19 protein-coding genes are annotated in these 20,611 nt (G+C 57.0%); 12 read left to right on the top strand and 7 right to left on the bottom strand.

Annotated features, from left to right (window positions below):
- Positions 1-101 precede the first annotated feature (101 nt).
- The 4 genes from ACQG1K_RS16040 (at position 102) to ACQG1K_RS16025 (ending at position 4,547) form a co-directional block, all read left to right on the top strand.
- Positions 102-1,532, top strand: coding sequence for a 6-phospho-beta-glucosidase (locus tag ACQG1K_RS16040; protein ID WP_045308563.1), 1,431 nt, complete (start codon positions 102-104; stop codon positions 1,530-1,532).
- Between the two features lie 217 nt (positions 1,533-1,749).
- Complete coding sequence (gene upp / locus ACQG1K_RS16035; RefSeq protein WP_022648979.1) at positions 1,750-2,376, top strand: uracil phosphoribosyltransferase; 627 nt, start codon at positions 1,750-1,752, stop codon at positions 2,374-2,376.
- 82 nt (positions 2,377-2,458) lie between these two features.
- Complete coding sequence (gene uraA, locus ACQG1K_RS16030; protein WP_022648978.1) at positions 2,459-3,748, top strand: uracil permease; 1,290 nt, start codon at positions 2,459-2,461, stop codon at positions 3,746-3,748.
- Between the two features lie 97 nt (positions 3,749-3,845).
- Positions 3,846-4,547, top strand: coding sequence for a DnaA inactivator Hda (locus tag ACQG1K_RS16025; RefSeq protein WP_211482948.1), 702 nt, complete (start codon positions 3,846-3,848; stop codon positions 4,545-4,547).
- A gap of 76 nt (positions 4,548-4,623) precedes the next feature.
- Here ACQG1K_RS16025 and ACQG1K_RS16020 read toward each other — a convergent pair whose 3' ends face one another.
- From ACQG1K_RS16020 to celB, 3 genes are read right to left on the bottom strand one after another with little or no spacing between them, the layout of a single operon-like run.
- Positions 4,624-6,042 (bottom strand): leucyl aminopeptidase family protein, encoded by a 1,419-nt coding sequence (locus ACQG1K_RS16020; protein ID WP_367075139.1) that lies wholly within the window; start codon positions 6,040-6,042, stop codon positions 4,624-4,626.
- Positions 6,042-6,998, bottom strand: a complete 957-nt coding sequence (locus ACQG1K_RS16015; protein ID WP_367075102.1) for a N(4)-(beta-N-acetylglucosaminyl)-L-asparaginase — start codon at positions 6,996-6,998, stop codon at positions 6,042-6,044. The genes ACQG1K_RS16020 and ACQG1K_RS16015 overlap by 1 nt, the downstream gene beginning before the upstream one ends.
- A 3-nt stretch (positions 6,999-7,001) precedes the next feature.
- Entirely contained in the window at positions 7,002-8,321 is a 1,320-nt protein-coding gene (celB, locus tag ACQG1K_RS16010; protein ID WP_367075100.1) for a PTS cellobiose transporter subunit IIC, read from the bottom strand.
- 147 nt (positions 8,322-8,468) lie between these two features.
- Here celB and ACQG1K_RS16005 point away from each other — a divergent pair, with 147 nt between their 5' ends.
- Positions 8,469-9,293 carry a homeodomain-like domain protein gene (locus ACQG1K_RS16005; RefSeq protein WP_046619004.1) on the top strand — a complete coding sequence of 275 codons (825 nt, stop codon included), beginning with the start codon at positions 8,469-8,471 and terminating at the stop codon, positions 9,291-9,293.
- Here the strand turns inward: ACQG1K_RS16005 and arsC are convergent.
- A complete protein-coding gene (gene arsC / locus ACQG1K_RS16000) occupies positions 9,290-9,646 on the bottom strand; it encodes an arsenate reductase (glutaredoxin) (RefSeq protein ID WP_046619005.1) in 357 nt (118 codons plus the stop codon). The genes ACQG1K_RS16005 and arsC overlap by 4 nt on opposite strands.
- 13 nt (positions 9,647-9,659) lie before the next feature.
- Positions 9,660-11,123, bottom strand: coding sequence for a beta-barrel assembly-enhancing protease (gene bepA / locus ACQG1K_RS15995; RefSeq protein ID WP_003860547.1), 1,464 nt, complete (start codon positions 11,121-11,123; stop codon positions 9,660-9,662).
- A 220-nt stretch (positions 11,124-11,343) separates the two neighbouring features.
- On the opposite strand from bepA, the gene ACQG1K_RS15990 reads away from it, so the two are divergent.
- Entirely contained in the window at positions 11,344-12,408 is a 1,065-nt protein-coding gene (locus ACQG1K_RS15990) for an AI-2E family transporter (protein WP_003860546.1), read from the top strand.
- 533 nt (positions 12,409-12,941) lie between these two features.
- Here ACQG1K_RS15990 and bcp read toward each other — a convergent pair.
- Positions 12,942-13,412 carry a thioredoxin-dependent thiol peroxidase gene (gene bcp, locus ACQG1K_RS15985; protein WP_022648972.1) on the bottom strand — a complete coding sequence of 157 codons (471 nt, stop codon included), beginning with the start codon at positions 13,410-13,412 and terminating at the stop codon, positions 12,942-12,944.
- Positions 13,412-13,981, bottom strand: coding sequence for a glycine cleavage system transcriptional repressor (locus tag ACQG1K_RS15980; protein ID WP_000213743.1), 570 nt, complete (start codon positions 13,979-13,981; stop codon positions 13,412-13,414). The genes bcp and ACQG1K_RS15980 overlap by 1 nt, the downstream gene beginning before the upstream one ends.
- 145 nt (positions 13,982-14,126) lie before the next feature.
- Here ACQG1K_RS15980 and dapA point away from each other — a divergent pair, with 145 nt between their 5' ends.
- The 6 genes from dapA to ypfH all read left to right on the top strand — a co-directional run bounded on the left by dapA (position 14,127) and on the right by ypfH (position 20,584).
- Positions 14,127-15,005, top strand: coding sequence for a 4-hydroxy-tetrahydrodipicolinate synthase (dapA, locus tag ACQG1K_RS15975; protein ID WP_003860542.1), 879 nt, complete (start codon positions 14,127-14,129; stop codon positions 15,003-15,005).
- 16 nt (positions 15,006-15,021) lie between these two features.
- Positions 15,022-16,056 (top strand): outer membrane protein assembly factor BamC, encoded by a 1,035-nt coding sequence (gene bamC / locus ACQG1K_RS15970; RefSeq protein ID WP_022648971.1) that lies wholly within the window; start codon positions 15,022-15,024, stop codon positions 16,054-16,056.
- A gap of 109 nt (positions 16,057-16,165) precedes the next feature.
- Positions 16,166-16,879 carry a phosphoribosylaminoimidazolesuccinocarboxamide synthase gene (gene purC, locus ACQG1K_RS15965; protein WP_001171626.1) on the top strand — a complete coding sequence of 238 codons (714 nt, stop codon included), beginning with the start codon at positions 16,166-16,168 and terminating at the stop codon, positions 16,877-16,879.
- Between the two features lie 120 nt (positions 16,880-16,999).
- A complete protein-coding gene (gene ypfJ, locus ACQG1K_RS15960; protein ID WP_022648970.1) occupies positions 17,000-17,869 on the top strand; it encodes a KPN_02809 family neutral zinc metallopeptidase in 870 nt (289 codons plus the stop codon).
- Positions 17,869-19,815, top strand: a complete 1,947-nt coding sequence (locus ACQG1K_RS15955) for a tRNA(Met) cytidine acetyltransferase TmcA (RefSeq protein ID WP_063849929.1) — start codon at positions 17,869-17,871, stop codon at positions 19,813-19,815. Before ypfJ ends, ACQG1K_RS15955 begins: the two co-directional genes overlap by 1 nt.
- A 73-nt stretch (positions 19,816-19,888) precedes the next feature.
- Positions 19,889-20,584 carry an esterase gene (ypfH, locus tag ACQG1K_RS15950; protein WP_038416485.1) on the top strand — a complete coding sequence of 232 codons (696 nt, stop codon included), beginning with the start codon at positions 19,889-19,891 and terminating at the stop codon, positions 20,582-20,584.
- Positions 20,585-20,611 lie beyond the last annotated feature (27 nt).

The following is a 20,611-nucleotide window of genomic DNA, read 5'->3' as shown; positions in this document are numbered from 1 at the left end:
GGCGATCTGCTTGCAACGGCTATCCCCTTTGCACATCATCAAAATGAAACCGGTTTCTGTAACTGTTTTTGCAGAAAATAACGCAGAATGAGGGAAAGCGAATGTCAGGATTTAAAGCAGGTTTTCTGTGGGGTGGGGCCGTTGCGGCGCACCAGCTTGAAGGCGGCTGGAAAGAGGGCGGCAAGGGCGTGAGCGTTGCCGATGTCATGACGGCAGGCGCCCACGGGGTACCGCGTGAAATCACCAACGGCGTGCTGGAGGGGAAAAATTACCCAAACCACGAAGCCATCGACTTTTACCACCGCTATAAAGAAGACATCAAACTCTTTGCCGAGATGGGGTTCAAATGCTTCCGCACCTCCATTGCCTGGACGCGTATCTTCCCGAAAGGCGACGAGCTGGAGCCGAACGAAGCGGGACTCAAATTCTATGACGATCTTTTCGACGAGTGCCTGAAGCACGGCATCGAGCCGGTGATCACGCTTTCCCACTTCGAGATGCCTTTCCACCTGGTAACGGAATACGGCGGCTGGCGTAACCGTAAGCTGATCGACTTCTTTGTCCGCTTCGCGAAGGTCGTTTTTGAGCGCTATCAGCATAAAGTGAAGTACTGGATGACCTTTAACGAGATCAATAACCAGGCCAACTTTCACGAAGACTTTGCGCCGTTTACCAACTCCGGGCTGAAATATGCCCCGGGAGAAGATCGCGAGCCGGTGATGTTCCAGGCGGCGCACTATGAGCTGGTGGCCAGCGCCCTGGCGGTGAAAGCGGGGCGTGAGATCAACCCGTCACTGCATATCGGCTGCATGATTGCCATGTGCCCCATCTATCCGCTGACCTGTGCCCCGGACGACATGATGATGGCGATGAACGCCATGCATCGCCGCTACTGGTTCACCGACGTTCACGTGCGCGGCAAGTATCCGCAGCATCTGCTCAACTACTTTGAACGTCGCGGCTTCGCGCTGGATATCACCGAAGAAGATAAAGTGGCGCTGACGCAAGGCTGCGTGGATTACATCGGGTTCAGCTACTACATGTCGTTCGCCACCAAAGCGACGGCGGATAATCCGACGCTGGATTATGACGAGAGCAAGAGCCTGGTTTCTAACCCGTACGTGCAGAAATCGGACTGGGGCTGGCAGATCGATCCTGTCGGGCTGCGCTACTCTCTGAACTGGTTCTGGGATCACTATCAGCTGCCGCTGTTTATTGTGGAAAACGGCTTTGGCGCGATCGACGTGCAGGAGAGCGACGGCACGGTGAACGACCAGTACCGCATCGACTACCTTTCCGCCCACATCCGCGAGATGAAAAAAGCGGTGGTGGAAGACGGCGTGGATCTGATGGGCTATACCCCGTGGGGCTGTATCGACCTGGTCTCTGCCGGCACAGGCGAGATGAAGAAACGCTACGGCTTTATCTTTGTCGATAAAGATAACGAAGGTAACGGCACGCTGAACCGCAGCAAGAAGAAATCGTTCGACTGGTATAAGCAGGTGATTGCGAGCAACGGCGATAACCTGTAATTGTCGGGTGGCGCTTATACTTACCCGACCTACACTACACGTAGGCCCGCGTAAGCGCAGCGCCACCGGGCAAGACCCCGCACCCAAACCGGAGCCCAGCCTCCGGCTTTTTTGTTTTTGATTGATGTACATCAAGCAACATGGGTATGGCGCAATCCGAAAAAAGCGGTATAATCCCGCGATTTTTTTGCGGATGCCACCTCAGAGGAGAAAGAGAATGAAGATTGTGGAAGTGAAACACCCACTCGTTAAACACAAGTTGGGCCTGATGCGTGAGCATGACATCAGCACGAAGCGTTTTCGCGAACTGGCTTCTGAAGTGGGTAGCCTGCTGACCTACGAAGCGACCTCTGATCTGGAAACGGAAAAAGTGACCATCGAAGGCTGGAACGGCCCGGTACAGGTTGAGCAGATCAAAGGTAAAAAAATTACCGTGGTGCCAATCCTGCGTGCGGGTCTGGGCATGATGGAAGGCGTGCTGGAGCACGTCCCAAGCGCGCGTATCAGCGTGGTAGGTATCTACCGTAACGAAGAGACGCTTGAGCCGGTCCCATACTTCCAGAAGCTGGTCTCTAACATTGATGAGCGTATGGCGCTGGTAGTTGACCCGATGCTGGCGACCGGTGGTTCGATGATCGCCACCATTGACCTGCTGAAACAAGCAGGCTGCAGCAGCATCAAAGTGCTGGTGCTGGTCGCGGCGCCGGAAGGTATCGCGGCGCTGGAAAAAGCGCACCCGGACGTTGAACTCTATACCGCGTCTGTCGACCAGGGACTGAACGAGCACGGGTACATTATCCCGGGGCTCGGCGATGCCGGCGATAAGATTTTTGGGACTAAATAATCGAATAACAATAAAGAAGCCGACTTTGATAGTCGGCTTTTTTTTGAATAAAAACCAACAATGACACTCAGAGGAAAACACTATGACGCGCCGTGCTATCGGGGTGAGTGAAAGACCGCCGCTTTTACAGACAATCCCGCTTAGTTTGCAGCACCTGTTCGCCATGTTTGGCGCAACCGTGCTGGTGCCAATCCTGTTTCACATTAACCCGGCTACCGTGCTGCTGTTTAACGGCATCGGTACGCTGCTTTACCTCTTCATCTGTAAAGGCAAAATCCCGGCCTATCTCGGGTCGAGCTTCGCGTTTATCTCCCCGGTACTGCTGTTGCTGCCGCTGGGTTACGAGGTCGCGCTGGGCGGCTTTATCATGTGCGGCGTGCTGTTCTGCCTGGTCTCCTTCATCGTGAAGAAAGCGGGTACCGGCTGGCTGGACGTGATGTTCCCGCCTGCGGCAATGGGGGCAATCGTTGCCGTCATCGGCCTGGAACTGGCGGGTGTGGCGGCGAACATGGCTGGGCTGCTGCCTGCGGACGGTCAGTCACCGGATTCTAAAACCATTATTATTTCGCTGGTGACGCTGGGCGTGACGGTTTTCGGTTCCGTCCTGTTCCGCGGCTTTATGGCGATTATCCCGATCCTGATCGGCGTGCTGGCGGGTTACGCGCTCTCCTTCGTGATGGGCGTTGTGGATACCACACCGATTGCCGAGGCACACTGGTTCGCGCTGCCGACTTTCTACACCCCACGCTTCGAATGGTTTGCTATCTTCACCATTCTGCCTGCTGCACTGGTGGTGATTGCTGAGCACGTTGGCCACCTGGTGGTGACGGCGAACATCGTGAAGCGTGACCTGATCCGCGACCCGGGCCTGCATCGCTCCATGTTTGCCAACGGTTTCTCCACCATCATCTCCGGTTTCTTCGGCTCCACGCCAAACACGACTTACGGGGAGAACATCGGCGTAATGGCGATCACCCGCGTCTACAGCACCTGGGTTATCGGCGGCGCGGCGATCATCGCTATTCTGCTCTCCTGCGTCGGCAAACTGGCGGCGGCGATCCAGATTATCCCGGTTCCGGTGATGGGCGGCGTTTCCCTGCTGCTTTACGGGGTGATCGGTGCGTCCGGTATTCGCGTGCTGATTGAATCCAAAGTGGATTACAGCAAGGCGCAGAACCTGATCCTGACCTCCGTTATCCTGATCATCGGCGTGAGCGGCGCGAAGGTGCACATCGGCGCGGCAGAGCTGAAGGGTATGGCGCTGGCGACCATCGTCGGCGTGGGTCTGAGCCTGATTTTCAAGCTGATCTCGGTCATTCGTCCGGAAGAAGAAATCCTGGACGCTGACGATAGCGAAAAAGCACCACATTGATCCTTTAACCGGGCGGATCGTCCGCCCGGTTCTCTCCTTGCTGGTTCCGTGTTAAACTCCATTCCGATTTTATGTAAGATCTCTGGTTGAGGTATTTCTGAACGGACCGGCACAGCTCTCTCTGCCACTTTATCTCCCTGACGACGAAACTTTCGCGAGTTTCTGGCCGGGTGATAACCCCTCTTTACTGGCTGCACTGCAAAACGTGCTGCGCCAGGAACACAGCGGATACATCTATATCTGGTCACGCGAAGGCGCGGGACGCAGCCACCTGCTGCATGCCGCCTGTGCGGAACTTTCGGCGCGCGGTGACGCGGTAGGCTATGTGCCGCTGGATAAACGCACCTGGTTTGTGCCTGAAGTGCTGGAGGGCATGGAACATCTCTCCCTGGTCTGCATCGATAATATTGAATGCGTGGCGGGAGACGAGCCGTGGGAAATGGCGATCTTTAACCTCTACAACCGCATTCTGGAGTCGGGCAAAACCCGGCTGCTGATCACCGGCGATCGTCCGCCGCGTCAGCTCAATCTGGGGCTGCCGGATCTGGCGTCTCGTCTGGACTGGGGGCAAATCTACAAGCTGCAACCGCTGTCGGATGAAGACAAACTCCAGGCACTTCAGTTGCGCGCCAGACTGCGCGGATTTGAACTGCCGGAAGACGTAGGGCGCTTCCTGCTCAAGCGTCTGGATCGGGAGATGCGCACGCTCTTTGATACGCTCGATCAGCTCGATCGCGCCTCCATCACCGCCCAGCGCAAGCTGACCATTCCGTTTGTGAAAGATATTCTTAAGCTGTAGTTATGCCGGGTGGCGGCTGCGCCTTACCCGGCCTACATATGGCACCCGTAGGCCCGGTAAGCGCAGCGCCACCGGGCTAAAGATCCCCCATCAGGTGCTCAACCAGCAGCGGAATCGGTCTTCCCGACGCCACGCTTCTGCCGTTCTCACGCCACAGCGCCGTCCCGCTGATATCCAGATGTGCCCATGGGATCGCCGGCGGACAGAAGTGATGCAGCAGCCACGCCGCCGAGGCGCTTATCGCCGCATTGTTAGTCGGCGTATTGCACAGATCGGCAATCGCGCTGTCGGTCTGCTTTTTCAGCCGTGCGTCCAGCGGCAGAGACCACACCTCGTCACCGCTCCGTTTACCTGCCTGCGTCAACGCGGCGCGCAGCGGTTCATCCTGGGTCATCAGCCCGCTCAGCTCATACCCCAGCGCTTTCACCACTGCGCCCGTCAAAGTCGCCATATCAATGATGTAGCGGGCCTGCGGGTACCGCTGGCTGGCCCAGGCAATGGCGTCAGCCAGCACCAGCCGGCCCTCGGCATCGGTATTATTGATTTCAACGGTGGTGCCGTTACAGGCTGTTGCCACCGTGCCGGGCTGCATGGCGTCGGGGCCGATGGCGTTTTCCGCCAGCGCCAGCACGCCCATGATGCGCACGGGTAATTTCAGCTCTGCAACGGTCAGCATCAGCCCCAGTACGTTGGCCGCGCCGCACATGTCATATTTCATGGTGTACATGCCCGCGCCTTCCTTCAGCCACAGGCCGCCGGTGTCAAAGGTAATGCCTTTTCCCACGTAGCAGCGCATCGGGCCGTCGTTGGCACCATCATAATGAATAGCCAGCAGACGCGGCGGGCAGGTCGCCCCTTTGCCAACGGCGTGCAGCAGTCCAAGACCCTGCTCAGCAATATCTTTTTCGTTCAGCACCTCGCAGCGCAGGGCAGTGCTGGCGGCACACAGTTTTTGCGCCTCTTCCACCACAAACTGCGGCGTGCAGCGGTCGGACGGCATATCCGCCAGACGTCGCGCCGCGATCATGCCGAGCGCAATGGCCTGCTGCTGGCGGAAGGTCGTCTCCAGCTTCGCCTGCTGTTCCGGCAGGCAGAGGGCAGTGATGCAGGTAAGACGCACCGCTTCGTTCGTCTTCTTCAGCTTCAGGTCACTGAGCCTGTGCGCCTGATTAAAGAGAAAACGCAGCACCTGCGCCAGCACCACATCGTCGATATCCGTCACGTCCAGCACGAGTTCGGCGCTGGCGGGGGCGGTAAGCAGCGGTCGCAGGGCGGTGAGCAACCCTTCGGTCAGGGCGTCATGCCATAGCGCGTCCGGCAACAGAGTAATGCGCGCAAACGGCGCGCAGCCAAAGCGAGCGTCCGCGACGGTGCTCTGCTGGCGCATTTCAGCGACAAGAGCGCTTTCCGGTAACAGGGAACTGTCAGCGCGCGCAATCAAATGGCTGTTCGGCTTCGCGTCTGAAAGCGCGTTGATAAACTGGTAAGTGATCATCATGATTCCTCAATCGGCGCGCGGATCCGTGCGGCATAGGCCTGCATCCACTCCTCATCTACCGCGTGATAGTGCGTTTTCTCCCGCAGGCGTTCAGTACGAAAAACGGTGAGGGGCTGGCGAGCCGTCGCCACCACGAACGAGAAGGTTTTTATGTTAGTCGCGGCGCCAAATTCGCCCTGGTTGTTCATGCACACCACGGAGAGATCGCCCGCGCGACCGAAGCGCGACATCAGCTTGTCTTCCAGTTCGAATACGACTGAATCCGCCGCCTGCTGCGGCGTCATCCCTTGCGCCATCCGGCGAACGATTTCGTAGCTGGTACAGCCCTTCATCAGGTCTTCACCGACGCCTGTGGCGGTGGCCGCGCCGGTTTCGCTGTCGCAGTAAAAGCCGGAGCCGATGATGGGTGAGTCACCGAGGCGACCACGTTTTTTCATAAACAGGCCACTGGTGGAGGTGGCGACGCTCATCGAACCCTGTTTATCAAGGCCAATGATGCCGACGGTGTCATGTCCGTCGTAGGGGCTTAACCCCTTATCCAGCGTTTCGCGGCAGCGCTTGCGGTAGTGCTGCATGGCGCGATCCGTGAGCATGGTTTTGTCGGCAAAGCCCTGGCTCAGCGCCCATTCGCGCGCGCCCTGGCCGACCAGCAGGCTGTTATAGCGTTGACGGCTGAGCGCGTGCGCCACGCGCACCGGGTTGGCGATATCCACCAGATTCCCCACGGCGCCGAACGCCAGCGTGTCGCCGTCCATATAGGCCGCGTCCAGCTCCACCTCGCCGTTTTCGGTCGGCAGGCCACCGTAGCCGACGGATTTATACAGCGGAAAGTCTTCCACGGCAGCGATGGCATCGACCACCGCCGAAGCGACCGGTTTTCCCGCCGCCAGGGCAGACGCGGATTCCGTTACCCCTTCAAGTGCCATTCGCCAGGTTGCGATAATTCCCCACATGCTTTACTCCTGTTTTGCAAGGGTGGTGTCGGGTTGTGTAGCAATAGTCAGCTCCGCGGCGCGGTACTGTTTATCCAGGATACGCATAAAAGGCAGGTACAGCATGGCGCCAATCAGCAGGTTGATCAGCTGCATCACGCTGCCGCTCAGGTGCCCGGTGACGATAAAGCCGCTGATAACCGGCGGCAGGGTCCAGGGAATAAACACCCCGGTGGTGACGGCGACCGCGCCAATTTTCATCGCCGCATACTGCACGGTGACCAGCACCAGCGGCACCAGATTAAACGGGATGAGCATGATCGGGTTCATGATCACCGGCAGGCCAAACAGGATCGGTTCGTTGATGTTAAACACCGAGGCACCCGCACCGAGGCGCGCCACCTCTCGCATGTTTTTGCTGCGGGCGAAAATCAGCATCGCTATCACCAGCGACAGCGTGGCGCCCGCGCCGCCCATCCAGATCATGTCAAAAAACTGTTCGGTGATGATGTTCGGCGGCGTCGTTCCCGCCTGAATCGCGGCGATGTTGTCGGTCTGGTTTTCCATCCACAGCGGGCGAATAATGCCGTTGATCATCGAACCGGAGTTAATGCCCACTGACCACAGAATGGTGATACTGAATACGGTCATCAGCGCACCGAAATAAGAGGTACCGTAGTGGCGCACCGGGGTGGCAACCACTTCATAAATAAACTGGTGGATGGTGTGGTAGTGGGTGTTTTCGAAGATGATGCGGATAATAAGCACCAGAATCATCACCAGCAGGGCCGGGATCAGCGCCGCGAACGACTCCTGTACCGCCGGTGGTACGCCGTCCGGCATTTTGATGACCAGCTTTTTGCGCTTCAGCCAGCAGAACAGTTCCGTCCACAGCAGGGAACCGATCATCGCCACAAACAACCCTTTGCTGCCAATCCACTCCACCGGCATCACGGTAATGCCGCCGTTTTCCGCCACTTTGATAAAGGGCGTCAGGATCAGGAAGGCGACCAGCGCCAGGATGCCGCAGGAGATGCGGTCCTCGCCATAGTGCTCAGCCAGGCGGTAGGCCACCAGGAAGCTGATAAACAGCGACATGGTTGAGAATACCGCGTTGAATGGAATCTCTATAATCGCACTCCAGCTCTCACCAAAGGCCTGAGACATAAACTGCTGATAGGCCTGATTCGGGAAGGAGGAGATCACCAGCAGGATGGAGCCGACGATGATAAACGGCATGAATGAAACGTAGGCCCCACGAATGGCCCCAAGATGACGCTGCTGGGCCGTTTTCGCCGCCAGCGGCATCAGTTTTGCTTCAAGAAATCCCAGAACATTGTTCATTGTGAACTCCGTACAAGATTGAGAGGTGTTGTTTATGTTATGTCTGTGGATTATCAGTGAAGCGCGGCGAGCGAAAGGTGAAATCGGTCACAAAGCATTCGCTGCTCTACTATAAATCTCATAAGATTAGTTTTGGAGAGAGACGCGATGGAAATCAAACTGCATGCTAACGCCACCACCACACCGCGTATCCGTCGCTATCTTCAGCAGTCAGATAAAAGCGACAGAGAGCTAGCTGTTGAACTGGGGATCTCGGTCACCACCGTCAGGCGCTGGCGCAACCGCGACCAGGTTTCGGATAACCACACAACGCCAAAAGTGATACACAAAGCATTGAGACAAGAGCAGGCGGCACTGATAAATGCCCTGCGGGATATCACTGGGGCACCGCTGGATGAACTGCTGCTGCTGGTGAATGACGGACTCGGGATCGCCGTTTCCCGCGCGACCCTGAACCGCTACCTCAAACCGGCTTCGGTAAGACAAAAGGGGGCGTCGTTGCAGGGCAAAAAGGCGCTGAAGGCCGGTATCATGCCGCAGAAGCTACTTCTGCATCATCAGCCGCTATCGCTGCATATGGACGACGGTGGGGAGCAACACCTGCTCTGGGCGCGTGAACCCGTCAGCGGCTGGTGCTACGCCCGGCTTTATGCCGGTGTCTCGCCGCAGTTGCTGACCCGCTGGACGAACGAGGTGCTGGCTGCCTGTCCGGCTGATATTCAATCTATTGAGACTTTTGGGCTAGAAGTGAACTTGCCGGAGCTTAACGTCATCGTAAAAGTGCATTCACAGTATTATCTTGCCCTTCAGGTCGCCGTGCCGTTACGTGAGATCATTCCGCGCGTGAATAGTGAACCGGCGGGAGAACTGTTGATCCAGTTGTGTGAATTTTTCAACCGGGGAAAAGCGCAGAAAAAGCTGGGGGAGAGTACGCCGCAGGCGTTTCTGGAAGCGCTGCGGCGTAACGATTAGACGATCCCGAGTACGTCTTCCGGTGGACGGCCGATACGCGCCTTGCCGTTCGCCACGACAATCGGGCGCTCAATCAGCTTAGGATTGTCGACCATCGCCTGAATCAGCCGATCTTCAGTGAGACTGGTATCGTTCAGATTGAGCGATTTATACAGATCTTCTTTCTGACGCATCAGCTCGCGTGCGCTGCCCATGTTCAGCATCTTCAGCAGCTGGCGGATCGTCTGCGCGTCCGGGGGCGTCTCCAGATACAACACCACTTCCGGCTCGATGCCGTTAGACTTCAGCAGATTCAGCGTCTCGCGGCTCTTGGAGCAGCGAGGGTTATGGTAAATTTTTACCGCGTCTGTCATGACTTCTCCTTTATTACATCTTCTCGTACGGCTTAAAGCGTTGTTGCAGGCCGCGCAGCTGGTCGATTCGCGCATCGTAGCGGGCCTGTTGCAGGCTGCCAAGCTTCACCTGTGAGCTGGCGCTGCTCAGCAGGGAAATGGCCTGATCGAGACGGCCCGCCAGCGCCAGACCTTCCGCACGCGCGGCCAGCTCCTGATCGCGGTTACCCAGTTGTCCCTGGGCCTGGGCGAGCAGCTCCCAGCCGTTCTGGTCATCTTTATTGTTAAAGGTGTAGCGGTTCAGAATGGTCACCGCCTCGCCGGGCTGGCCGCCCTGTAGGTAGGCGTTCGCCAGGTTAAGCTGCAATACCGGATTGTTGCGAATGTCTTTCGCCCCTTTCAGACGGTTGATCGCATCGGTCGCTTTTTTCTGCCCCAGATCGATATCGGTGGCGAGGTCGAGATACCACGGGTTGTCCGGCGCCGACGCCAGCAGCGGCTGTAGCGCTTTACGCGCTTCATCGTACTTGCTTGCTTCCATCGCCTGGAGTGCCTGGCCATACTGCGCGGCGTTCTTCTCGCGCACGTTGCCTTTCGCCAGCGCGTCCAGCAGATCGCTGGTGAGCTGATTACGTCCGGAGTTGTACATGCCAAGCGTTCTCACTTTGGCCATGTAGAAATCCTGCGAGGACTGCACGACGACCGGACGCATCTGGTTAGCACGGTTACGCGCATCCGAGAGACGGCTTTCCGGCAACGGGTGGGTCAACAGAATTTCAGGCGGGCGCGACGAGTAGCGTGCCTGGTCGAGCAGTTTTTCCAGGAAGCTCGGCATGGCCTGCGGGTCAAAGCCGGAACGCTGTAAAACCTGAATGCCGATGCGGTCTGCTTCCTGCTCGTTCTGCTGGGTAAAGCTGATCATCCCCTGACGCGTTCCCGCCAGCGTCCCGGTAAGCGCCGCCATCCCGGCCTGCGGGCTGGCCATCGCCAGCAGAATAGAGCCCAGCGCGCCCACCCAGGTCAGGGGGGCGTTACGCTTCTGATCTTCCATCGCACGCGCCAGATGGCGCTGGGTGACGTGCGAAATTTCGTGCGCCATGACGGACGCCAGCTGGCTTTCGTTATCGGAATAACGGAACAACGCCGAATGCAGCACCACGTTCCCGCCAAAGAAGGCGAAGGCGTTGATTTCGTCGTTATTGATTAAATAGAAGTGGAAGGGCGTTTTTACCGAGTCTGCGTGCGCCACCAGTCGCATCCCCAGACCGTTGATGTACTGCACCAGCAAAGGGTCGTTAATCAGCGGAGCACTGCCGCGCAGCTGGCGTACGTAATAATCACCCATCTGCATCTCCTGCCCGATGGAGAGCGTGCTTCCTGCCGTGGTGCCCATGTCCGGCAATGAATCGGACGAGTCAGCGAAAGCGGGCAACACCTGACCCACCGTCACGGCGGCAATCAGTGTCGCAACCAGTGTTTTTCTCAACTGCCTGAACATAACCACTGTCCTGTATGTTGGATGTGCTAATTTGACCGATGAACCCGCATAACGTTCATCTCCGCTGCTCTGCGAGTGTAGCCGTGTTAAGAGATGAAGAAAATCCCATTCATCAGGGTTTTGCGAAACCTGACAGTGAAACAAAAAGGAAAGTCTTTTTTGTGACAGTTAGATACAATTCACCGTCTCACTCCCGCCATTCGATTCAGGGAAGGGTTGTATGCTCGAAATGTTAATGCAGTGGTATCGGCGTCGGTTTAGCGATCCGGAAGCCATTGCTTTGCTGGTCATTCTGGTTGCCGGATTCGGTATCCTGTTCTTCTTTAGTGGCCTGTTGGCACCGCTTCTGGTGGCAATTGTGCTGGCGTATCTGCTGGAGTGGCCCACCGCGCGTCTGGAACATATCGGCTGTTCCCGTCGCTGGGCGACCAGCATTGTCCTGGTGCTGTTTGTCGGCATTCTGCTGCTGATGTCCTTCGTGGTGATGCCCATCGCCTGGCAACAGGGGATCTACCTGATCCGCGACATGCCCGGCATGCTGAATAAACTGTCTGATTTTGCCGCCACGCTGCCGCGCCGCTATCCTGCGCTGATGGACGCCGGGATCATCGATGCGATGGCCGAAAACATGCGCGCCCGCATCATGACCATGGGTGACTCGGTGGTGAAATACTCTCTGGCCTCGCTGGTGGGGTTGCTGACGCTGGCGGTTTACCTTGTTCTCGTGCCGCTAATGGTGTTTTTCCTGGTCAAAGATAAAGAGCAGATGCTGAATGCGGTGCGCCGCGTGCTGCCGCGCAATCGCGGTCTCGCAGGACAGGTCTGGCAGGAGATGAACCAGCAAATCACCAACTACATTCGCGGCAAAGTGCTGGAGATGATTGTGGTGGGCGTGGCGACCTGGATTGGCTTCGTGATTTTCGGGCTGAACTACTCGCTGCTGCTGGCGGTGCTGGTCGGATTCTCGGTTCTGATCCCGTATATCGGCGCGTTTGTTGTGACCATTCCGGTAGTCGGTGTGGCGCTGTTCCAGTTTGGTCTGGGTACGGAGTTCTGGAGCTGTTTCGCAGTATACCTGATTATTCAGGGACTGGACGGGAACCTGCTGGTACCGGTGCTGTTCTCAGAAGCAGTTAACCTGCATCCGCTGGTGATTATCCTGTCAGTGGTGATTTTCGGCGGGCTGTGGGGATTCTGGGGCGTGTTCTTCGCCATTCCGCTGGCGACGCTGATTAAAGCCGTGGTCCACGCGTGGCCGGATGTGCCGGCGGTGGAAGAGAAGTAGATTTAGTGCGGGCTGATGCCCTCACCCCAACCCTCTCCCAAAGGGCTGAGGGATCCCCAGTAATTTCTTTATGCATAAGCAATAAAGTTGCTTTCTAAATGACTGAGGGCTGTCAGCGATGCCCTGGTCCGGCTGTAAATCGCTGAGGCGTTTCCTGCAGGCCGGGGCGAGGCGCAGGGATGCGCCGAGAGGGCGGCTTTACAGGGACGTTGCCTCCGCCCGTACCCGATAAGCCGGAAGGAATAAGCCGAGGGCACCGCGAAGCGGCGATTTACCGCCGGGAGCCCGGGTCGCCAGGGTGGTGGCGACTGAGCCACCCTGGCACGTTCACCGGTCATGTCGTTACAGAGTAGCAAGGAACATAAAGTGAACGGAATGACCACCACCGCCGTATGTTCCCCTCACCCTAACCCTCTCCCCGGAGGGGCGAGGGGATTGCTCAGTGCTCGCATTAATTTGTGGGGAACCCTCAGCCCACGGGGAGAGGGGGCAAACACTAAAAACGGCAACCTGGGTTGCCGTTTTGCTGTTTATCAGGCGCTTTGTTTCAGCCAGTTCAACACCACGTCGTGGTGGTTGCTGGTTTTGAAATCATCAAACACGTGCTCAACTTTACCGTCAGCGTCAATCAGGAAGCTGATGCGGTGAATACCGTCGTACGTTTTGCCCATAAAGGACTTCTCACCCCAGACGCCAAACTGCTCGCAAACCTGGTGGTCTTCATCGGAAAGCAGCGTGAAGTTCAGCAGCTCTTTTTCCGCAAAACGTGACAGCTTCTCTGGTTTATCGGTGCTGATGCCCAGCACTTCCACACCGACCTTTTTCAACTCATCCATGTTGTCGCGTAAACCGCAGGCCTGTACGGTACAGCCCGGGGTCATGGCTTTCGGGTAGAAATAGACCAGAACACGCTGTCCCTGGAAGTCGGTCAAATTTACTTGCTCGCCGTCTTGATCCGGTAAGCTAAATTTCGGTGCGATATCACCGGCTTTCAGTGGGTTCATTACTCAACTCCATCCTGTTCGTGCTGCGAATAATCGACGACGCTTATACTGCCTTGCGCGTGTAATTCTGTACAGAGGGCTTTGAACGCTTGCTCGATATTTGACGCATCCTGCGAGGCAGGGCTGTGGGCGGTAATTTGAATAAACAGCGTCGGGATGGCGTTTTCATCGCCAGGCTGCGTGCGGGAAACCAGTTCGGCAATGTTCATCTGATGGCTGTCAAACAGCGCCGTAAAACGTTCAATCAGATGAGGTGAATCAGGCACTTCAACCTGTACCCAGACTGTGGCAGGCAGAGCCGGACGCGGGCGCGCGGTGGTGCGCTTCATCACAATCAGTAAATCCAGCTCTGCGCCTTTCAGCGGCAGGGTAGATTCGATGAGGGTAATGGCATTCCATGTTCCGGAAAGCAGCATGATGAACGTGAACTCTTCGCCAAGCATAGCCAGCCGGCTGTCTTCGATATTGCAGCCGCAGCTGCTCACGTGGCGAGTGATGGTATTCACGATACCCGGCCTGTCAGCACCCAGCGCAGTGATAACCAGGTAATGTTGTGATGAGGTTGTCAAACCTGTTCTTCCTTTGCGTGGTTAAGTCTTCCTAAGGAAAGCATAAAAAAAACATGCATACAACCGCCTGAGAGCCTCAGGTCGCTTGCTTTTATTACAGTTCCAAACGTAACATTGAGGCTCTTGTTCGCACAGAGGATGGCTCATGTTCACGGGAAGTATTGTCGCGCTTGTTACACCGATGGATGAAAAAGGTAATGTCTGCCGGTCAAGCATGAAGAAGCTCATTGATTACCATGTCGCCAATGGAACCTCGGCGATCGTTTCGGTAGGGACTACCGGTGAATCCGCCACGCTGAGCCACGAAGAGCACGGCGATGTTGTGATGCTGACCCTGGAACTGGCGGACGGGCGTATTCCGGTCATCGCGGGTACGGGCGCAAACGCAACGGCAGAGGCCATTAGCCTGACTCAGCGTTTTAACGACAGCGGCATTGTTGGCTGTCTGACGGTGACCCCTTACTACAACCGCCCAACTCAGGAAGGTTTGTTCCAGCATTTCAAAGCCATCGCTGAACATACTGACTTGCCACAAATTCTGTATAATGTGCCGTCCCGTACCGGTTGCGATATGCTGCCGGAAACCGTTGGCCGTCTCTCGAAAGTAAAAAATATTATCGGGATTAAAGAGGCGACAGGGAACTTAAGCCGCGTTCATCAGATCAAAGAGCTGGTTTCAGACGACTTTATCCTGTTGAGCGGTGATGATGCGACCGCACTGGACTTTATGCAGCTCGGTGGTAACGGCGTTATTTCCGTGACGGCGAACGTGGCGGCGCGTGATATGGCTGACATGTGCAAACTGGCCGCAGCCGGTCACTTTGATGAAGCTCGCGTGATTAATCAGCGTCTGATGCCGTTGCATAATAAATTATTTGTCGAACCCAATCCGATCCCAGTGAAATGGGCATGTAAGGAGTTGGGGCTTGTAGCAACCGACACGCTGCGTCTGCCAATGACACCGATTACCGACCATGGTCGTGAAATTGTCGCTGGCGCGCTGAAGCATGCCGGTTTGCTGTAAAGTTTAGGGAGATTTGATGGCTTATTCAGTACAGAAGTCGCGCCTGGCCAAGGTTGCGGGTGTTTCGCTTGTTATGCTCCTCGCTGCCTGTAGTTCAGACTCGCGCTACAAGCGCCAGGTGAGCGGTGATGAATCCTATCTGGATGCGCCGCCGCTTGCTGAACTTCACGCGCCTGCCGGCATGATCCTGCCGATCCAGAACGGTGATTATAATATTCCGGTTACCAACGGCAGCGGCCTGGTGGGTAAAGCGCTCGATATTCGTCCGCCAGCTCAGCCTCTGGCGCTGGTGAGTGGCGCGCGCACGCAGTTCACCGGTGATACAGCTTCTCTGCTGGTGGAAAGCGCACGCGGTACCACGCTGTGGCCGCAGGTTGTGAGCGTCATTCAGTCGAAAAACTATACGATTGATAAACGCGACGACGCCAGCCAGACCTTAACCACCGACTGGATTGAGTGGAACCGTCTCGATGAAGACCAGCAGTATCGTGGTCGTTATCAAGTCTCCGTTAAGCCGCAGGGTTATCAGCAGGCGGTTACCGTTAAGCTGTTGAATCTTGAGCAGGCAGGTAAACCGGTTGCCGATCCGTCCGCCATGCAGCGCTACAGTACCGAAATGCTGAACGTGATTGCAGCGGGTCTGGATAAGAACGCTGCTGATGCCGCAAACGCCGCGCAGAACCGTAACGGCTCAACGTTTGACGTGCAGAGCGGTGCAGACGATACCGGCCTGCCAATGCTGGTGGTGCGTGCGCCGTTTAACCAGACCTGGCAGCGTCTGCCAGCCACGCTGGAAAAAGTGGGCATGAAGGTGACCGACAGCACCCGTTCAACGGGCAGCATCACAGCGACCTATAAGCCGCTGTCTGAAAGTGCCTGGCAGGAGCTGGGGGCAAGCGATCCACAGCTGCCTTCCGGTGACTACAAAATCCAGGTCGGCGACCTCGATAACCGCAGCAGCCTGCAGTTTATCGATCCGAAAGGACACACGCTGACCCAGGCGCAGAACGATGCGCTGGTCGCTGCCTTCCAGGCCGCATTCAGCAAATAATAGTGAGGGCTGGTTAATCCAGCCCTTTTTATTTTCGTGCCACGCAAACGTGTGCGTGGCATAATATGGCCAGTTTTGAATACAAATCATCACACCAGGAGTAATGAAGATGCAGAAGCAAGCTGAGTTGTATCGTGGCAAAGCGAAAACCGTATACAGCACGGAAAACCCGGATCTGTTGGTGCTCGAATTCCGCAATGATACGTCAGCAGGAGACGGCGCACGCATTGAGCAGTTCGATCGTAAGGGCATGGTGAACAACAAGTTCAACCACTTCATTATGACCAAACTGGCCGAAGCCGGTATCCCGACTCAGATGGAAGCGTTGTTGTCCGATACGGAATGTCTGGTAAAAAAACTGGATATGGTGCCGGTTGAGTGCGTGATCCGTAACCGTGCCGCAGGCTCCCTGGTGAAGCGTCTGGGCATTGAAGAGGGTATCGAACTGAATCCACCGCTGTTCGATCTGTTCCTGAAAAACGACGCCATGCATGACCCGATGGTCAACGAATCCTACTGTGAAACCTTCGGCTGGGTAAGCAAAGAGAACCTGGCGCGCATGCAGGAACTGACCTACAAAGCCAACGACGTGCTGAAAAAGCTGTTTGATGACGCGGGCCTGATCCTGGTCGACTTCAAGCTGGAGTTCGGTCTGTACAAAGGCGAAGTGGTGCTGGGCGACGAGTTCTCTCCTGACGGCAGCCGCCTGTGGGACAAAGAGACGCTGGATAAAATGGACAAAGACCGTTTCCGCCAGAGTCTGGGTGGCGTGGTCGAAGCGTACGAAGCGGTTGCTCACCGTTTAGGCGTTAAGCTCGACTAAACTGCGCATTTGCCAAAGGATGTTGGCATCCTTTGGCGTCTTATCCTTGTTTACTATGGTAATCCTTTCATTAACCGCCTACGATCATAGCTATTATAAATGGAATAGTTCGAGGTGTTTATGCGCTGGCAAGGGCGTCGTGAAAGTGACAACGTAGAAGACAGACGCAGCAGTGGTGGCGGTGGTCCGTCTATGGGCGGGCCAGGTTTCCGGTTACCCAGCGGCAAGGGCGGTATTATTCTGCTGGTCGTCGTGCTGGTAGCGGGCTACTACGGTGTCGACCTGACCGGTTTGATGACCGGTGAAACCGGGCAACAGCAGCAGTATTCTCAGCGCTCCATCAGCCCGAATGAAGATGAAGCGGCGAAATTTACTTCCGTTATTCTCGCGACGACCGAAGATACCTGGGGTCAGCAGTTCGAGAAAATGGGGCGGACTTATCAGCCGCCAAAACTGGTGATGTACCGGGGAGCAACCCGCACGGGCTGCGGCACCGGGCAGTCCGTTATGGGGCCGTTCTACTGCCCGGCGGACAGCACCGTCTATATCGATCTCTCCTTCTATGACGACATGAAAAGCAAGCTGGGCGCCGACGGCGATTTTGCCCAGGGCTACGTGATCGCGCATGAAGTCGGCCACCATGTGCAGAAGCTCCTCGGCATTGAACCTAAAGTGCGTCAGATGCAGCAGAATGCGTCTCAGGCGGAGGTGAATCATCTCTCCGTACGCATGGAGCTTCAGGCCGACTGCTTCGCTGGCGTCTGGGGACACAGCATGCAGCAGCAGGGCGTGCTGGAAACAGGCGATCTGGAAGAGGCCCTGAATGCCGCACAGGCGATTGGTGACGATCGCTTGCAGCAGCAAAGCCAGGGGCGCGTTGTGCCGGACAGCTTTACCCATGGCACCTCAGAGCAGCGCTACAGCTGGTTTAAGCGTGGCTTTGACAGCGGCAACCCGTCGCAGTGTAATACCTTCGGCAAAGCTATGTGATGTTAGGGGTTGAACAGCTGGTTAACCAGCTTCAGCGTACCGGGCACCGCCGGCTGGTGGTGCTTAGCGGCGATGAAGCGTGGACGTTGAGCCAGGCGACCATCCTGCGCGATACGTTACCAGGAGACTGGCTGTGGCTGGAGGAAAACCCCTCTAAGGCCATCAGCGGCCTGCTGGGACGTGAATATCTGCACGCCGTTTTTGACGCGCGTCGCGGGTTTGACGTCTCGGCCTTCGCCGCCCTCAGCGGGACCCTGCGCGCCGGAAGCCTTCTGGTGCTGCTGGTGCCGCCGTTCTCCGTCTGGGCTAACAGGCCCGACGCGGATTCTCTACGCTGGAGCGACAGCGCCGAGCCGATCGCCACCCCGCACTTTGTTTACCATTTTTGCCGGACGCTGGCCGCCGATTCAGATGCTATCGTCTGGCATCAACATCGTCCGCTGTGCCTTCCCGTTGCGCCAGATTTACCCGCCTGGCAGCCCGCCAGCGGTGAACCGCAGCGCGAGCAGGCTGAGATCCTCGACGCGCTTCTGACCATGCCTGCTGGAGTGGCTGCCGTGACGGCCCCGCGCGGACGAGGAAAGTCCGCCCTGGCGGGCATGTTGCTCAACGGCATTCAGGGTAGTGCTGTAGTGACCGCACCGGCAAAAGGGGCGACGGATGTCATCGCGCGTTTCGCCGGGGAACATTTTCACTTTATGGCCCCGGATGCGCTGCTGGCCTCCACAACAGAAGCTGACTGGCTGATTGTCGATGAGGCGGCCGCCATCCCCGGCCCGCTGCTCGAGAAACTGACGATGCGCTTTCCCCGCGTGTTGTTGACCACTACGGTGCAGGGTTATGAAGGCACGGGCAGGGGATTCCTGCTGAAGTTCTGCGCCCGGTTCAGCGGTCTGCGGCGATATACCTTATCAACTCCTGTACGCTGGGCTGCCGGATGTCCTCTTGAGCGAATCGTGGCGAACGCGCTGCTGTTCGACGATGCGCTTATCGATCGCAAACCGGCAGGGGAGGTAAGTTTAACGTCGCTGGAGCCCGGGGTGTGGGAGAGCGATCCGGCGCGCGGGGCAGGCGTGTATGAACTGCTGTGTGCCGCGCACTACCGGACGTCCCCCCTCGATTTACGCCGGATGATGGACGCGCCGGGACAGCATTTTACCGTTGCTGAAACCGACTCAACCCTCGCCGGTGCTCTCTGGCTGGTGGAGGAGGGCGGCTTATCCCCAGAGCTTAGTCGCGCGGTGTGGGCGGGATTTCGTCGGCCGCGTGGAAATCTGGTGGCACAGTCGCTGGCGGCGCACGGCGGATCGCCTCTCGCGGCGACGCTGAAAGGCCGACGCGTCAGCCGTATTGCGGTTCATCCTCATCGCCAGCGGGAAGGCATCGGCCAGGGGCTGATCCGCAGTGCCAGCGGAGAAGATTATCTCTCGGTCAGCTTTGGCTATACCGACGAGCTGTGGCGTTTCTGGCGGCAGTGCGGGTTTGTGCTGGTGCGAATGGGCAGCCACCGGGAGGCCAGCAGCGGGTGCTATACGGCGATGGCGTTGCTGCCGCTGAGCGAGGCGGGGCATCAGCTCTGCGAAGAGGCGCATCAGCGTTTATGTCGTGATATGCGCGTCCTGTCGGCCTGGAATGGCGAAAAGATCCCGGTGATGGATGCATGGGAAGCTACCCTTAACAGTGACGACTGGCTGGAGCTGGCGGGGTTTGCCTTTGCGCACCGGGCGTTTTCAACCTCGGTTGCGGCGCTAACGCGATTGTTGTTAGCCGTGGATATGCCGCTCCCGGCGCTGCGTGGGAAAATGGAAGGGAATACGCACGATTTCGGGCGCAAAGCGTTGCTGGCGAAGCTACGCGAGGAAACCGCTCACGCGCTTGAAAGGCTTGATTACTCTCGTAGCCAGCGGCTGAAAGCCGACATTTTGCAATGGCAATTTTTTCAATGACTTCTTCAGTAAAGTGGCATGGTCATTACCCCGCAGAGGCGTAAAATCCTGCTTAACAATTAAGGAGATCGCCATGAAACATGACCATTTTGTTGTGCAAAGCCCGGATACACCTGCTAAACAGCTACTGCTTCTGTTTCATGGCGTGGGCGACAATGCCGTCAATATGGGACAGATTGGCAGCTGGTTTGCACCCGTTTTCCCACACGCGCTGATCGTCAGTATCGGCGGCGTGGAGCCCTGCGGTCCGGACGGGCGGCAGTGGTTTTCCGTCGAGGGCGTGACGGAGGAAAATCGTCAGGCACGTATTGATGCCGTTATGCCAGCCTTTATCAATACCGTGCGTTACTGGCAGCAGCAGAGCGGCGTAGGTGCCAATGCAACAGCGCTGATTGGCTTCTCTCAGGGCTCAATCATGTCGCTGGAAAGCGTAAAAGCGCAGCCCGGACTGGTGTCCCGCGTGATTGCCTTCAATGGGCGTTTTGCGACGTTACCGCAAAGCGCGACCACGCAGACCACGATCCATCTCATTCATGGGGGTGAAGACCGGGTAATTGAGCTTTCGCATGCGGTTGCGGCCCAGGACGCGCTGATGCGTGAAGGCGGGGATGTGACGCTGGATATCGTGGACGATCTGGGGCATGCCATTGACGATCGCAGCATGCAGTTCGCGCTCGATCATCTGCGTTATACCGTACCGAAGCACTACTTTGATGAAGCGCTCAGCGGCGGTAAGCCGAATGACGATGATATCGTCGAGTTTATGTGAGGTTTCCCCTCTCCCTAGGGAGAGGGG

The sequence above is a fragment of the Enterobacter cloacae complex sp. 402C9 genome (assembly GCF_050030745.1).
In the GTDB taxonomy this organism is placed as follows: Bacteria; Pseudomonadota; Gammaproteobacteria; order Enterobacterales; family Enterobacteriaceae; genus Enterobacter; species Enterobacter intestinihominis.
Note: the sequence above shows the minus strand (reverse complement) of the source record. Positions and strands in the feature narration are given on the sequence as shown.